The 15494-nt window shown below is 35.0% G+C and carries 18 protein-coding genes and 1 other RNA gene; 5 read left to right on the top strand and 14 right to left on the bottom strand.

What is annotated here, in order from left to right:
- From ACSBRB_RS06365 to ACSBRB_RS06340, 6 genes are all read right to left on the bottom strand, one after another.
- Positions 1 to 266: restriction endonuclease subunit S (locus ACSBRB_RS06365; protein WP_435032103.1), on the bottom strand; the 266-nt coding region annotated here is incomplete at its 3' end.
- Positions 218 to 598, bottom strand: a complete 381-nt coding sequence (locus ACSBRB_RS06360; protein WP_435032094.1) for a restriction endonuclease subunit S — start codon at positions 596 to 598, stop codon at positions 218 to 220. The genes ACSBRB_RS06365 and ACSBRB_RS06360, both read right to left, overlap by 49 nt.
- Positions 591 to 2147, bottom strand: a complete 1557-nt coding sequence (locus ACSBRB_RS06355; protein WP_435032093.1) for a type I restriction-modification system subunit M — start codon at positions 2145 to 2147, stop codon at positions 591 to 593. Before ACSBRB_RS06355 ends, ACSBRB_RS06360 begins: the two co-directional genes overlap by 8 nt.
- A gap of 17 nt (positions 2148 to 2164) precedes the next feature.
- Complete coding sequence (locus ACSBRB_RS06350; RefSeq protein WP_435032091.1) at positions 2165 to 2719, bottom strand: restriction endonuclease subunit S; 555 nt, start codon at positions 2717 to 2719, stop codon at positions 2165 to 2167.
- Between the two features lie 368 nt (positions 2720 to 3087).
- Positions 3088 to 3273, bottom strand: coding sequence for a YozE family protein (locus ACSBRB_RS06345; RefSeq protein WP_435032090.1), 186 nt, complete (start codon positions 3271 to 3273; stop codon positions 3088 to 3090).
- Positions 3274 to 3581: 308 nt separating this feature from the next.
- Positions 3582 to 3791 (bottom strand): TM2 domain-containing protein, encoded by a 210-nt coding sequence (locus ACSBRB_RS06340; RefSeq protein WP_435032089.1) that lies wholly within the window; start codon positions 3789 to 3791, stop codon positions 3582 to 3584.
- A 212-nt stretch (positions 3792 to 4003) separates the two neighbouring features.
- Here ACSBRB_RS06340 and tsaT point away from each other — a divergent pair, with 212 nt between their 5' ends.
- Together tsaT and ACSBRB_RS06330 are read left to right on the top strand one after the other, a co-directional pair.
- On the top strand, positions 4004 to 4198 hold the full coding sequence (gene tsaT, locus ACSBRB_RS06335; RefSeq protein WP_278926470.1) for a type II toxin-antitoxin system toxin TsaT: 195 nt from the start codon (positions 4004 to 4006) through the stop codon (positions 4196 to 4198).
- A 149-nt stretch (positions 4199 to 4347) separates the two neighbouring features.
- On the top strand, positions 4348 to 5094 hold the full coding sequence (locus ACSBRB_RS06330; protein ID WP_435032088.1) for a poly-gamma-glutamate hydrolase family protein: 747 nt from the start codon (positions 4348 to 4350) through the stop codon (positions 5092 to 5094).
- A gap of 290 nt (positions 5095 to 5384) precedes the next feature.
- Here ACSBRB_RS06330 and ACSBRB_RS06325 read toward each other — a convergent pair whose 3' ends face one another.
- Positions 5385 to 5585 carry a cold-shock protein gene (locus ACSBRB_RS06325; RefSeq protein ID WP_107391902.1) on the bottom strand — a complete coding sequence of 67 codons (201 nt, stop codon included), beginning with the start codon at positions 5583 to 5585 and terminating at the stop codon, positions 5385 to 5387.
- A 594-nt stretch (positions 5586 to 6179) separates the two neighbouring features.
- On the opposite strand from ACSBRB_RS06325, the gene ACSBRB_RS06320 reads away from it, so the two are divergent.
- Both ACSBRB_RS06320 and ACSBRB_RS06315 read left to right on the top strand, forming a co-directional pair.
- Positions 6180 to 6824 (top strand): TetR/AcrR family transcriptional regulator, encoded by a 645-nt coding sequence (locus ACSBRB_RS06320; RefSeq protein WP_435032087.1) that lies wholly within the window; start codon positions 6180 to 6182, stop codon positions 6822 to 6824.
- 195 nt (positions 6825 to 7019) lie between these two features.
- Positions 7020 to 7463: an HXXEE domain-containing protein gene (locus ACSBRB_RS06315; protein ID WP_435032086.1), complete on the top strand. Its 444-nt coding sequence runs from the start codon at positions 7020 to 7022 to the stop codon at positions 7461 to 7463.
- Positions 7464 to 7574: 111 nt separating this feature from the next.
- Here the strand turns inward: ACSBRB_RS06315 and ACSBRB_RS06310 are convergent, their stop codons facing one another.
- Genes ACSBRB_RS06310 through ACSBRB_RS06300 form a run of 3 tightly spaced genes read right to left on the bottom strand, consistent with a single transcriptional unit; the run spans position 7575 to position 9556 of the window.
- Positions 7575 to 8099, bottom strand: coding sequence for a GrpB family protein (locus ACSBRB_RS06310; protein ID WP_435032085.1), 525 nt, complete (start codon positions 8097 to 8099; stop codon positions 7575 to 7577).
- Between the two features lie 40 nt (positions 8100 to 8139).
- Entirely contained in the window at positions 8140 to 8889 is a 750-nt protein-coding gene (locus tag ACSBRB_RS06305) for a Panacea domain-containing protein (RefSeq protein WP_435032084.1), read from the bottom strand.
- Complete coding sequence (locus ACSBRB_RS06300) at positions 8879 to 9556, bottom strand: nucleotidyltransferase family protein (protein WP_435032083.1); 678 nt, start codon at positions 9554 to 9556, stop codon at positions 8879 to 8881. The genes ACSBRB_RS06305 and ACSBRB_RS06300 overlap by 11 nt, the downstream gene beginning before the upstream one ends.
- A gap of 829 nt (positions 9557 to 10385) precedes the next feature.
- On the opposite strand from ACSBRB_RS06300, the gene ACSBRB_RS06295 reads away from it, so the two are divergent.
- Complete coding sequence (locus ACSBRB_RS06295; RefSeq protein ID WP_435032082.1) at positions 10386 to 10799, top strand: hypothetical protein; 414 nt, start codon at positions 10386 to 10388, stop codon at positions 10797 to 10799.
- A gap of 314 nt (positions 10800 to 11113) precedes the next feature.
- On the opposite strand, the gene ssrA is transcribed toward ACSBRB_RS06295, so the two are convergent.
- The 4 genes from ssrA to ACSBRB_RS06275 form a co-directional block, all read right to left on the bottom strand.
- Positions 11114 to 11475, bottom strand: a transfer-messenger RNA (tmRNA) gene (ssrA, locus tag ACSBRB_RS06290).
- Between the two features lie 121 nt (positions 11476 to 11596).
- Positions 11597 to 12067, bottom strand: coding sequence for an SsrA-binding protein SmpB (gene smpB / locus ACSBRB_RS06285; RefSeq protein WP_435032081.1), 471 nt, complete (start codon positions 12065 to 12067; stop codon positions 11597 to 11599).
- A 22-nt stretch (positions 12068 to 12089) separates the two neighbouring features.
- Positions 12090 to 14450, bottom strand: coding sequence for a ribonuclease R (gene rnr, locus ACSBRB_RS06280; protein ID WP_435032080.1), 2361 nt, complete (start codon positions 14448 to 14450; stop codon positions 12090 to 12092).
- Between the two features lie 97 nt (positions 14451 to 14547).
- Complete coding sequence (locus tag ACSBRB_RS06275) at positions 14548 to 15288, bottom strand: alpha/beta hydrolase (RefSeq protein ID WP_435032079.1); 741 nt, start codon at positions 15286 to 15288, stop codon at positions 14548 to 14550.
- Between the last annotated feature and the right edge of the window lie 206 nt (positions 15289 to 15494).

Below are 15494 nucleotides of genomic sequence, written 5' to 3'. Positions count from 1 at the left end.
TGTGAGAATATTCTTTGCATATAACCTTTTTTCTGAGCTTCTAATTGCTCAAGTTTTTTCTCTTCAAGTTCAATTTGACGGTCGAGTTTACTGAAGAAATCACCAATTTTTTGTTGTTCTTTTATAGATGGTAAATTAACAGAAAGATTTTTCACAATTTTAGCAGATAAATTACCTTGTCCTCCCTGTATATATACACTAAGAATATGATCTTTTTTTAACTTAAAAAAGTTATATAAAAATAATACAGATTCTGAGGTTCTAATGCATAATATTGCTTGATTAATTCCCCTTTAATTTTACTTATAGCAACTTCTCCGCTCGTAGCTCCATAAAGAGCAAATAGCAAATCACCTTTTTCTATTAACTTAGCTGAAGAATTTTGTAATGCATTATTGTTAATATGCAATTCTGTACTTAATTTCGCTATTTCTCCTGATCGTATGAAGGGTATATTCCCATTGTAATAACTTGTCTTATTTGAAGCAGGAGTGCCCCCACTAAATGTATTAGATATATTTTTAATTTTTGTTTCTTCCCACTCGTCTTCAAATCCAGGAAATCTGAGTTCTGGTACGTTTTTTGTTTCATTAGTCATGTTGTGCCACTCCTAGTTCTTTGAGATAACCGTTGATTTCGTTTTCAATGTCTACGATTTGATCATCGATGTCATTGATATCTTGTTGTACTTGTTCTAAATCGATGGGCTCTTCTTCTTCAAATGTATCAACATAGCGTGGGATATTAAGGTTGTAGTCATTCTCTTCAATTTCATCTAACGTTGCGGCGCAACTGTATTTATCAATTGTTTCTCGATTCGCATACGTATTGACGATTTTCTCAACATGTTCGTCAGTTAAGTGGTTTTGGTTTTTACCTTTTTCAAATTCATTAGATGCATCTATAAATAACACATCTTGATCGGCTTTACGACATTTTTTAAATACAAGGATACATGTTGGAATACTTGTGCCATAGAAGATATTCGCTGGTAACCCAATCACCGCATCTAGATAATTTTTCTCTTCAATAAGATATTGACGAATGGTACCTTCTGCAGCCCCACGGAATAACACACCATGTGGAAGCACAACCGCCATCGTACCGTCGTCATCAAGATAATGAATCATATGTTGAACGAAGGCAAAGTCGGCTTTAGATTTTGGTGCGAGTTTACCGTAACTACTGAAACGTTCATCGTTATTGAATTTTGAATCGGCTGGCCATTTCGCACTATAAGGTGGATTGGCAACCACGGCATCGAATTTTTCGTCTTCAAATGCTGGATTTTCCAATGTATCACCATTATAAATATCGAAGTTTTCATAGCGTACATCGTGAAGCAACATGTTCATTCGAGCCAGGTTATATGTGGTGTTGTTGCGTTCTTGGCCGTTATAACGATACACCGTTGCTTCTTTACCGACACGAAGTAGGAGTGAACCTGAACCGCATGTAGGGTCATAGACATTTCTTAATTTATCATGACCAAGTGTCACGATTTTCGCTAAAATTTTAGACACTTGTTGCGGCGTATAAAATTCTCCTGCTTTTTTACCGGCGCTTGCCGCAAAGCGACCGATGAGATATTCATATGCGTCACCTAACATATCAATTTCCATATCGCTATGAACGAATGGTATTTCAGACAAGTGTGCAATCATTTTACTAATAAGCTGGGTGCGTTCTTTAACCGTATTTCCTAAACGTGTAGAACTTAAGTCCATATCACTAAAGAGTCCAATAAAGTCTTCTTCACTATCTTGACCAAGTGTGGATGTTTCGACTTTACGAATCGCTTGTGATAGGTGTTCAATATCAAACGTTTGATTTTCAATTTCTTTAACCATGGTGCTAAAGAGATCTTGAGGTTCGATGTAATAACCGACATTATCGAGTAGTTCTTCTTTTAAATCATCACGGTATTCCTCGTCTTCCCATGCTTCTTCATAGTCTACATCTTCATCAGCGAGTGCTTCTGCGACCTCTTCTTCTGCCTTCTCAGATAGGAATCGATAGAAGATCAATCCAAGTATATAGTTACGGAATTCACTCGCGTCCATATTCCCTCTTAATTCATTTGCGATATTCCATAAATGTTTGTGTAATTCTGCTTGTTGTTGGCGCTGTTTCTCGGTTACTGACATATTTGTTCCTCCAGTAATTAAAATAATGTTGCGGATAAGTATTTCATTTCCAAATCGTAGCGTTGTTGTTTCAATAATTTCATTTTTGCTTTTGCTTCAAATAACTTCCCAATAATACGTTGTTCCTCTATAAAAGGAAACGTGATATGCATCGCGCGTATACTGCTGATGGATATCTTTTTAGTCTGTGTACCGCTTTGAACCGCACGATAAATTTGGTTCTGTGCTTCTTTCGAACGATTGAACCAATAAACAAAGTATCGTGGATCAATCTCATCATTCAATTCTACGCGTGCATAGTTAAAGGTTAAAAATGTTGCGTTATCATTATGCACTACCGCAGCTCTTTGGAGTGTTAAGTTGATCACAACATCCCCACGTTTCACGATCACTTTTGCACTCTTTTCTGCGACGTTGACATATTTCGGTGTTACTTTCACCGGGACATGCGCAAATACATCTTTATAAAAGTCATGATTGTCGTAAAGTTTATAACGCATCCCCGCTTCGTCTTCCACAATCCGTGACGTTAAGACTCCAGGTAAAATTTGTGCATGTTCTTCTAGTTTCATTGACATTCCCTTCAATGTAATAATATTTTATTTCATATATCGCTGTGGATTTAGTATAGCATAATCCACCCACCGATACAAAGATTTTTTAAAACGATTTCACCACAAAAAGACAAGGTGTGTTCACCTCGTCTTCATTCCCAATGTGATCTATATATTTATATTCCCTACTTCTTAATTTTTATTTTAGTTGTGCGACGTCTTTATATATTTTTAACATTTAAAGTGACTTTTTGGTATAATAAAAGATGTAAACCCTAGCTATGTCTCGAAATGAAAATAAATGAAAAAAGTTTTACTGTTTTTTTACAAATTCCCTAAATCTGGTTTTATTCCCGCCAACGTGGGTAAAACTTACTACACGAACTTCAATAATCACGATTTGCTATTTCTAGCAATTCGTGGTCTACATATGTACCGTAAAAGTAATCACTCAGTCTTTGATGATTTGTTTCATTTCTAGGAAAATTTTTATCCAAGGTGATAGACAGAGCCAGTGTACCTAACGGCGTGTTATCACCGATAAAATCAACAGCGAAATCATAAAAGGACATACCCTCACCCCTAAATGGATTTTCTCTCTTCAATGAATCCAAACTTCACAACACATGTTGTTTTCTCTATTTTATTTCTCACTATTCGACAAGGTGTTACTCAAAGTATAACGCGCGAATATGATTTAAACTTTATTTCAAACTAAACTTTATGTAAAGTTTAAGCCATGCATTTTCTCTCAAAAAATAATTTTTATGAATCACAATTGAATAGATTAAAATGATGTATAAAAAAATTCGTATCACCCATCGTCGAATGATGGCGCAATACGAATTTTTTGGTTTATTGCGTTTTTAACAATGTAAGATTAAACTTGAATATTACCATTTTCATCTGATTTTTTAAACAATGCGATAATACCTTGAATGATTGCGATGATGTGAGTAATACCTGCTAACCAGAAGAAAAGTAAGAATAAGATACCAAGTCCTGTTTTACCTGCGTAAAAGTTATGGATACCGAATCCACCAAGTAGGAAAGCAAGGACGATGTAGATGACTTTGTTTACCTCTCTCACTGATTTCACCTCCCGTAATGTTGTCAGGTTGACGGTGACAATTTTTTACCTGTGACTTATATAGCCGTATGTGATTGAAACTAAACTTCATCTTATCGCCAGTGTCTTGATTGCGCTGTACTGTTATGTGTAAAGAAAGAGTGGTATGATTGGAATTAATCATTATCCGCAGTATCAACTACTACAAGTTGTACAATCTAGGAGGTGTCGTCATGAGTCAACATTTCACAGTCGTGTTATGGGTGTCCATCATCTTTTTAATTATTGGAGGGATTACACTGACACTCTACTTAACAAAACGCGGCCAAGAATCGAAAGAATCGCTATTAGGTGTGACGGTCATGCTACTCATATTTGGCGCGTTAGGTCTGTTATTCTCCTTAGTATTTAGTAGATTTTTACCGTAATTTGTGATCAGGTGTGTATAAATTCACAAATGGTTTCTCTACTCCGAAAACTGATATAACCGCTCAAAACTTTATGAAAACTACATATGGTTTTGCACCTTCTTTCTGCTATAATTATAGTGATATATCAAATAATTTCAGGAGTAATTATGAGAAGAGAAAAAATTTATTCTCACATATTTTTTGTATTAACGGTAATTCTCGTCATCGGCCTCATCGCACTTGCCGCTTATGTTTATTTTGCAAAACCTTTTTCGAACGAAAATCAAACTTCATCCGATTATTATGAGAACTTCAAAGAAATGAAAAAAGATAATACTGAAGGTAAAGATTATCAGATTGATCATCAAAACGCTGATAGTGATATCCTCATTACAGCGATTCATGGTGGTGGGATTGAGCCCGGGACAACTGAACTTGCGAAAGTGACCGCTGACAAAGGCGAATACAATATGTATACCTTTAGAGGCTTATTAAAAGAGCATAACTCAAGATTACACGTCACATCTACAGAGTTTAACGAACCACGCTTAATCCGTATGATTAAACGTTCCAAAGTCGTTGTGTCTTTACACGGCATGGATAGCGATGAATCCGTCGTCTACATGGGCGGTGAAGACGCGACATTGAAAAAATCAATTAGAGAAGAATTAGAGAACGCTAATTTCACTGTTAAAAAAGCGCCGAAAGCTTTAGAAGGTGAATCTCACCTTAATATTACCAATAAATACGATAGCAGTAACGGTGTACAATTGGAAATCTCCGAAGGCTTGCGTAGAGAATTCTTTAAAGATGATGAACTCACACGCGCTTCAAGAGAGAATCCAGACAATTACAGTGAAGCAATGGAAGACTTCTCAGCAGCTTTAATACGCGGGTTGAAAACAGCCGAATAATGAGAGGCGTATGCCTAGTTGGGTGCCCTATTTCATTCTGTCATGTAAAACATGGCAGAATTTTTTATTGCGGAGATTTAATCGTTTAAAAAGCATGAGTCTGAGACAATATATCTTGTTTCAGACTCATTTTATAATCTATATGTTAACTTGAATAGAATTTTTAGATTCCCCATTAGAATGAAATTTATTTATAAGACACAAAAAAACTGCCAATAACGTCCATCGCGCTATCGGCAGTTTGAGGGCAGCCCTAATAAAGGGCTACGAGATATTAAATTTAAGTTTAATTACATTTTAACAACGTTAGCCGCTTGTTCGCCGCGGTCGCCTTCAACGATGTCGAATTCAACATTTTGGCCTTCTTCTAACGTTTTGTATCCTTCGCCTTGGATTGCTGAGAAGTGTACGAATACGTCATTCGCATTTTCTCTTTCGATAAATCCAAAACCTTTTTCTGCATTAAACCATTTAACTGTACCGTTATTCATCTAAAATACCTCCATGTGCTTTTGCACGAAATTTTTGTAACAAATACATTTCATTAAAAGGAGAATATTCTAAACAAATAACTCACAATCAATTTCACGTTCTTTTATTACTTAACTCTCACTATACACGCATTTGTCGTAAATGTAAAACTATTTTTGAAATTAATTTTTTAAAACGCCGAATTAATACGTATTTAGCAATTACAAAATGACTTATTTATCACGATTTCAACCATTTAATCACTAAAATTACAGCAGTCAAGATGAATACAGCTGTTAAAAATTCCACTTTCTCTTTTTTAGTTGTTTTTCTTACATTTATTGTTACTTTCATATATTTTACAGTGAAAGCCTTTTTTTTTATAAATTATTCTATTTTTTATTCACTGTATTGTTCACCTCATTATTAACTATACCACTACTCAAGATGTCTATACATGGAATATGACACTTTATCTACATCTACAATATAACTCAGTACTTTACCCTCTTAATTTAAAGTTATATTTGACAAAATAAATCCTACAGATTAGTATAGTGAGTAATCACTCACTATACTTTCGGATATAAATATATCTTATGGAGGATAAAAATATGTCTTATACACTAAATATAAAAACGGATTTATCTCTGCTCCTCAGAAACCAAAAATTAACGCCAGCAAAAGAAAAACTCTTACTATCTAGTATTCACTTATTTTCACTATATGGATATAACGGTGTGAGCACTTCAAAAATTGCTGAGGAAGCCAACGTAAGTGAAGCTACGTTATTTAAATACTTCAAAAGTAAACGCGGATTGTTAGAAGCAATCATCTCGCCTATTATCGATAATTTTGTCCCCTCTTATGAAGACATTTTCGCTGAGCAGTTGGAACACAGAAAACACTCAGACTTAAAATCACTTGTTCATTATATTGTGACAGATAGACTGAAATTCCTACGTAAAAATAAGGAAATTGTATGTATCCTGTTGAGTCAACTACTGATTGATGATGATGTCAGAACCCAACTTATTACTCATCTAGAGAAAAACCATGATGCCAATGCGAATAAAATTTATGATATTTTCTTGAGTACCGATGAACTCGCAAGTGATATTGACTATTCTGCTCTGCTTAGAATCGTCATGGGTCAATTAGTCATCTATTTCACACAGTCATTCCTCTTCAAAAATACACAGATCAACCAGAAAGATTTAGAGGCACAAATTTATCGTGCTTTAAAGAAGGAGGCGTAACATTATGAAATTCATCTTACGTCATTTTTATAATATCAGTGTGTTTATAGGCATTATAGCTATCATAGCTACAATTATTTATTGGGATCATTTAAGTGTCCTTCAGCGTTTAGCATTGCTTAATTTTGCAGTCATTAATTTTCATTTCTTTGAAGAGTTTGGTTTTCCTGGGGATTTCCGAAATTCTGTAACACGATGTTTGCTTATAAAAACAGTCCAAGACCAGAACGCTTTCCACTCAACCAAATGTCAGCTTTATTAATTAATTGGGGTACAGCATTAATATTGTACATTCCACCTATTTTCTTTCCAGAAAAAATTTGGTTCGGTTTATCCCCAATATTATTCGGTGGTTTAGCTCAACTGATTGTACACGGTGTGGTCAACAATAAAATGATGGGAACCCTTTATAATGTAGGTTTAGCGACAGTCTTATTTGGTCATTTCCCTATCATGGTTATATACATCATTTATATTCACACACAACACCTAGTCAGTGGTTGGGATTATTTGATTGGGGTAATCATCATGGTAGTTTGGTATGTTGTCGGGGTACGTTTACTTATTTCTAAAGGCTTCGAAAATATAAACTCCCCTTATCCATTTGCACCTGAAGAAATGGCAAGATTTAAACGTTAGTATATAGAATAAAGGAGTAAAACGTGGATATCGCGTTTTACTCCTTTTTAAATATATTGCTTTACCACGATCATGGAAGTTCTATTTTTGCTAGAATTAAATTTCAATAAGTTATTTCCACCCAAAATACAACTTCGCTTTGTGCTCAATTTCTTTGATAAATGTTGCTTTACCATCGGTGTATTTATCCCTATTGTCTGGGTACCATTGGGCTAACTGTTCTTTTAATGCTTCATAATTTCGAGCTTCCTTAGGATTTTTACGAAGATAGTCTCTGAAATCTAAATGTCTCTCAATTTGTGCTTGAGCACTTTGATCAAAGATGTGTACATGATGCGTTCTCTTCTGTGTATTCTTGTTTATTTTCAAGAAAAATCGGCGGCTAGATATGCCATTTTCACCTAAACCTTCATAACCTAGATTTTGCATTGCTGAATGATAGCGATCTATATCTTTAATGTTTTTGACTACACATAAAATATCGATAATTGGTTTTGCCTTTATATTTGGTATCGCAGTACTTCCTATATGATGAATAGTTATTAAATCTTGACCTAAAACATGTTGCAATTTCTCTTTTTCACTCAAGTACATATTTGGCCAGTCAGGATTGTAGTTCTCAAGTTCAATATTCACCTGTATCATCCTTTATAAAATTTTATTGTCATGTTTCATTTTAGTTTATAGTGTATTTTACAGGTTCAGCTTCTTTAATCATTTCTGTGGACATTGTTTCATTTTGTGCATAGTCATGTGCTCTAGACCAAGCTGTGTCGTTTGTTTGGATGATATTCAACATATCCTTCGCACTATAATCCTTATATTCTGTTATTACATTTTGAACTAATTCTCTTAAATAGTCACTATTTTCGAGACGAGAAATCTTATATTTTATAGGCAAGGTTGCTTTGTCTGACATACTAAAAATGGATTGATCATCTTCTACTGAAAGTAACTGATTCTCTTTTTGAGATGCATCATAGTCTTCAATTATGATTGGACCGTAATTAGAAGCTAAAAACGCTTCATTAAATAATGGTGTTTGAAATTGTAAAAGATAGCGTTCGTAGACAATGTAGAGCAATTTTTGTAATTTTAGTGGGGTTGTAGGATGAAGTATTAAAATATATCTCGCCACATCCATCGCACATAAACTTTGTGTACTTTTAGCGACCTCCAAAAATTCATCAAAGTCTTCATAGTAATCGATATCTCTAAAAAAACTATCCTTTTCTTCAATACTTGATATTGATTTATCCGAAGCACTAATTATATGTGTATAATATTCAAGATCTAAACGATCTAATTTGGAACCATAACTATTTAAATTATCAAAATCACTTTCTTGTTGTATTAATTTGTGAAATGCCTGTCTTCTACCGTCCATTTCGTTTTCCAAAAAGATTAAATAGTGTTTATAAAACATCCATGTCACCCCATATATAATTGCTAGAAACATTTTCATATTCTTTCCAATCTAAATATTCTTGTTTATACTTTTTATGAGATTTTTCGTTACTCACTCGATCGCTTGAAAGCCATATTTGTAATTCACAAGGAAAACACTGATTACTGATTTTAAAATATATATGCAATGCTTTATATCCTTGTTTGCTAGCGTTTTGAATCTTAACTTTGATTAAATCATAATTATTTTTTACATAAAATTGTATACCTTTAGATATATCTTCTAGTGTATTATTACTGTGGATGATAAACCTATACCCCAATAAATCATTTAAACACTTATTTATTAGATATTTCCCTCTACCCTCTTTTGCATGATATCTGTAAAGTTTTAGTTGGATGGATTTTCTATTTTTAATTCTACTTCCTATATCTAATTCGAATACTTCCTTTTTTACATGTATTTCTTTATCTTTTTTTACTATCTTCTCAAATAAAAGTATCGTTTTTAAGAAACACGCGTCTATTTCCATTTTCTCTATATCAAATATTTTATCTATACACGTCTTTTTCAAGTTACAGCTGTGAGGATTTTCTGCTACAAATACTTCCGTATAGTTTATCATCTTATTGTAGATACTATCGATAACTTGTGTTAAATAATAAAATTCTTCTTTGTACTTCATTTCGTGACCTCTACTTTATTATTTATATAGAGTATACATTCACTTAACGGTTAAAACAATACTACACTTTTTACTTAATTTTTACTCTAAATGATCATGTTATTATAATGCTTAAAACATTTTGTTATATTCTATGAATATTTAATTACCGAAATGTTACAGATAAAAGTAGGAGATTCATATGAATTTGATAGTAATATGCTAATTATTTTTTAAACTGTTTCCTCCTCAAATCAATAATGTTAGCAGCTGATTAAGATCTGTTTTAAAGTTCATCAACTTTTGTGGTTGGATGGCGAAAACCACTCGAATTTTTGATACAAAAAAGCGCAAATATTTCTATAACATTAAATAACCAGCCCACAGATTATAAGCAGATAATTGCGACTATGTGTATAAATATATCAAAACTACTGGAAATATCTATATCGCTGATATTGAGCAAAACGTTGAAGTGAGAAGGATTAAATCAGTCATTGTATATGTTATACTCACTTACAAAACCAAGTTCGTGTCACTTTTTTAATAATGAAAACGATGAAATTATACTTATAATTACTAACAAATTCATAAGTGATGGGCAATACTTTAACAAAATATAAAAATATAGCGTAATTTACAATGAGCTGGTCAAAGAGGAATTACAAAACAACAGTTTGCTCATGCAATGAGATATGGTCAAAAGTATACTGATAAAAAAACTGGTGCTAAAATACTGTATGATAAGAGTTCTAAAACAACTTTAGTATTAGATAAATCTGGTAAAACAGTTGTTACTACTTACAAACAAAATAGTCCAAAAAAAGTCTGGAGAAAGGGGCACTAATCATTGTCTATAAATCCAACAGTATTAAAAGATGTATCTTTTAAAGAAAACAATATACTTTTATCACTAGTTCATATAGAATCAAAAACTATTGATGATATAAAACATATCTACTTCAATATGATTATTACTTATGGAAACTCTAGTATCAAAAGAGAAATTATGCTATTTGAAGATGATATTTTAAACTTAAGTATTAGTAATTTTACCAATGACTCCCCTGACTACTTTTTTATTGAGCCAGATTTTTGGTTAACAGTTATTCAGTTAAACAATAATGATTTGATTTTATATATAAATTTTGATTCCGGGTTAATTCATACGAATATAGCTACTGAGTCAGGATTTTCAATACGCATGAATATTACGAAAGATTCGTTTGATACATTTATAAAAAATCTAAAGTCTATTATTTGAGGTTAGTACAAAACCTTCTTCCTTCAGAAAAAACAGTGGTTATTTGCTATAAATGATAGCAATAACCACTGTTTTCATTTTCTAATAAAAAAGTAACTCGATGAACTATTATTTTTTTATATTTGAGGCCATTCATACAAATCCAAGTTCTCGTTTTATTTATTGGAACATGCGACAATTTCTCAGATACTCGACCCCCTACTCGCATTTGCTAGGTGAACGTAAAAAAGAGTAAGGTCAACGAGTCAGAGAATTGTTTTCTTGACACTTATTTAACACTTACTCCTTCAAACCCTTGATATATCAAGGATCAGCTATGGAGACGGCGGGATTCGAACCCGCGTCCAGAGGTCCTGATACAAATCTTTCTACGTGCGTAGTCTATCTCGGAATTTCGCATGATGCACGGTGATAGACAACCAACATCACGCTAGCTTGATTGAATCTCTTCTAGACAGACTTCAAGCGGCAGTGTCTAGCGTATCCTACTTAGGGTTGAATCGCGTTAACAGCACATAGGAGATGCTGTTAGGCGATGCAGAGTGCTATTACGCAGCTACTGCTAAATTATTGTTTGATTTGCCAGTTATTATTAACTTAATGTGTTGGTACGGAGACAACCCTCCGACACGCTTAATAAGCTCGGGGGACCCCTGTCGAATCCAAGAACGCCCCCGTAATCAAAAATGACATGTACTTTCTGAAAGGGATTAACGAAAATTTTACAACTTCTTAACCTTTTAACAGAAAGCACATACTATCGTACCAAAATCTTTCATATTAAGCAACGGTTTCGCTTAATAACGGTCTTTCATCGCTCTATCTACGTCACGTTTCATCGCTTTTTCTTTCAGTGCTTGACGTTTATCATATTTTTTCTTACCTCGTGCAACACCGATTAATACTTTACAATGGCCGTGTTTCAAATAGAGCTTCAATGGTACGATAGAGTAACCTACTTCTCGCGTTTGGTTACCTAATTTAGCGATCTCGCGTTTATGCAAGAGTAATTTTCTAGGACGACGTGGGTCATGATTAAATTGATTGCCTTCTTCATAGGGTGCGATATGCATATTTTGAAGGTAAATCTCACCACGTTTTACCTGTGCGTAGCTATCTTTTAAGTTGGCACTGCCACGACGAATGGATTTAATTTCTGTACCTTTTAGCACGATACCCGCTTCCATCGTGTCTTCAATATTATAATCATGTCTCGCTTTACGATTTTCAGCGAGTGTGCCCGGTGATTTTTTCTTTTTCTTCGCCATTACGTGTCACCTCTTTGTTGAATTATTTTTTCTTTCTACGTGCTTTTTTCTTGATGTTCTTGTCTTTGTAGAATGGTTTGTGTTGGTTATTGCCATTCTTTTCACGTTGGCGTTGGTTCTTACCTTTACGTTGTTTCTTCTTGTTTTTATTCTTAGATTTATTTTGTTTATCGTTTCCAGCTTTACCACGCGTTTTCGCTTGGATTGTTTTTTCACGTGCTGGACGCTGTTTACCATTATTTTTCGGTAACGGCATACCGACGATTTGGAAATCGATCATGCGTTCATCAACATCTACATTGGTAACTTTAATTTTAACCGTGTCACCAATCTTGAACACTTTCGCACTGTGCTCACCAATCATCGCCATGTGACGTTCATCAAAGTGATAGTAGTCATCTGTCATATTCGCTACAGAGACCATACCTTCAATCGTATTCGGTAATTCGATAAACATACCGAAGTTTGCGACTGAACTGATGACGCCTTCGAATTCTTCGCCGATGTGTTGTACCATATATTCAGCTTTTTTCAATTCGTCTGTGTCACGTTCAGCATCTATGGCACGGCGTTCACGTTGTGACGTATGTTCTGCAATTTCAGGGAGTTTTTCTTCCCATTCATGTTTTTCTTTACCATCCATAGAGTTATCGATGAGATATTTTCGAATTAAACGGTGAACCGTTAAGTCTGGATAACGTCTAATCGGTGATGTGAAATGTGTATAATATTCTGCAGATAAGCCGAAGTGTCCTAAGTTGGTATCTTCATAACGCGCTTGTTGCATAGAGCGTAACATCATCGTAGAAATAACCATTTGTTCTGGTTTACCTTCTACTTCTTGGCGAATTTTTTGTAGTGTAGATGGATGGATATTTTCACCTGTACCACGTACGACAATGCCGAAGTTTGTAATGAACTCGAAGAATTGAGTAAGACGATCTGATTTCGGTTGTTCGTGAATACGGTAAATGAATGGCACTTCCATACGGTTAAAGTGTTCAGCAACAGTTTCGTTCGCTGCCAACATGAAGGATTCGATTAAGCGTTCACCTTCACCGCGATTTCTCAATTGAATATCAGTCGGAATACCATCTTCATCTACAATCACTTGTGCTTCACTAATATCGAAATCAATTTCACCACGACGGCGTCTCATATCAATTAAACGATTAGATAAATCTTGTGCTAGATCGAGCATCGGTGTCAACTCTGCATATTGTTGACGTGTTGCTTCATCATGATCAGTAATGATTTTATTTACCGCATCGTAGGTCATTCGATAGTTTGAATTGATGACACTATCAAAGATTTCATGTTTCACGACATTACCTTTTTGATCAAGCTCCATACGGCAACTGAGTGTAAGTCGATCCACGTTTGGATTTAATGAACAAATACCGTTACTTAAACGGTGTGGAATCATTGGAATGACGCGATCGACAAGGTAAACACTGGTACCACGTTCATAAGCTTCTTGATCAAGGGCTGAGCCTTCTGTGACATAATAGCTGACGTCCGCAATGCTGACGGTTAATTGCGTATGACCATTGTTTAACGCTTTGACGCTGATCGCATCGTCAAGGTCTTTCGCATCTGCACCATCAATCGTAATCGTTAACTCATCACGGAGATCACGACGATTTTTAATTTCTTCTGGTTTAATTTCGTCAGGTACATTTTCCGATTCTTCTAACACGTTATCAGGAAATTCGATTTCAATGCCATGTTGATAAATAATGGATAGAATATCGACACCTGGGTCATTTTTATGACCTAAGATTGCAGAAATCTGACCTTCTGGATTATCGGTCGCATCAGCATATTTCGTAATTTGTACTAGCACTTTGTGACCATCGACTGCACCTAAGTGGTGACCTTTTGGAATAAAGATATCCTGCATAATCCGTTTATCATCCGGGATGACAAAGCCGAAATGTCTTGCTTCACTGTAGGTACCGACCACTTGTGTCACAGAGTGTTGTTCAATCTGTTTGACCTCGCCTTCAATCTTACCTTTATAGCGCTGAAGTTCAACGAGGACCGTATCGCCGTCGAGTGCACGATTGATTTTGTTAGGTGGGATAAAGATATCTTCACGATCTTCCTCTTCTGGTCTTAGGAATGCGAAGCCTTTTTTATTTTGGCTGAGTTTCCCTTTGACCAATTGATGTGTTTTATCTTTACTTTTTTCCTTACGTTGATAACGATCTTTCTTCGTCCGTTCGATGAGACCGTTTTGTTCGAGTTCCACCAATACCTTTATTAAATCTCTAAATGAGTCAGCACTGTCTAAACCTAATGCATCCTGAAAGTCTGAAACAGACATCGGTTCATAGTCAGGTTGTTTGATAATTTCTTCAACGGATTGCTTTAAATTCATCATGCCCCTCCTTTCTCATTAATTGCGTGTGTGTTGTGACTTGGGTCTATAATGAATGTGTTTCGTTGTGTATGTGGTTTCTCGCACTTTAATGTGCTTACATATCCCAATCAATAGATTTTAAAAATTGTTCAATGTCTTCAAATAATTGTTCTTTTTCTTTGCCAATCGTAATGACGTGCTCTGAATTGGGATACCATTTAATGGATTTCGTTTCAGCATCTGTTTCATCATAAATGATATTTGCTGAATCTGTATTAATCATTTTATCTTGTTCTGCTTGAACGACAAAGATCGGATCCATCACTTCGTCAATGTGATCGCGTACATCTTGAATTTGGCTTTGTAATTCGCGAAGTGTTTCTGTTGGATGAAATGCTTCCATCTCTCGATCAATAGTCGCTTGATCTTTTCCTTCGTACTTTTTAAAATTGCGGGCGTAATCTAATACACCTTCAAACATGGCACCTTCTGTCTTGATATACATAGGCGCACACATTGTTATAATACCCTTTACATTTCTGTTTAAGCTTAATTTTAAGGCATAGCAACCACCGAGCGATAACCCAGCTACAACGATATCGTCGTAACCTTGATCGACTAAAAAGTCATAAGCATCTAACACATCTTTAAACCAGACGTGTGGACTTGAATGGAGAATCTCTTCTGGTGGTGCGCCATGTCCTTCATATTGGGGTGCATAACATGTGTAACCTTGCTTTTGTAAATAACGGCCGAGCTGTCTGACATCGGCTGAGCTACCAGTGAAACCATGTAGCAGCAACACTGCTTGTTGTCCTTCTTCAAAGAAAAATGGTTCAGGTAATTTCATAGGCAATACGTCCCTTCCTTTCCCTTGATCCCACCCTATTGCGCTAAACGGCGTAAGTGATCTCGGTTAACATGGATTACTATTATTTTATCATTTATATTTAAAGAAATAAAAAAAGAGGCAAGACAGAAATCTATCTTTGCCAACTTGAACGTTCCCGATCAAGTAGCCGACCACAATGGATTGATCCATTGTACACGTGTAACATGAGA

The organism is Staphylococcus auricularis (genome assembly GCF_051172115.1).
GTDB lineage: Bacteria > Bacillota > Bacilli > Staphylococcales > Staphylococcaceae > Staphylococcus > Staphylococcus auricularis_A.
Note: the sequence above shows the minus strand (reverse complement) of the source record. Positions and strands in the feature narration are given on the sequence as shown.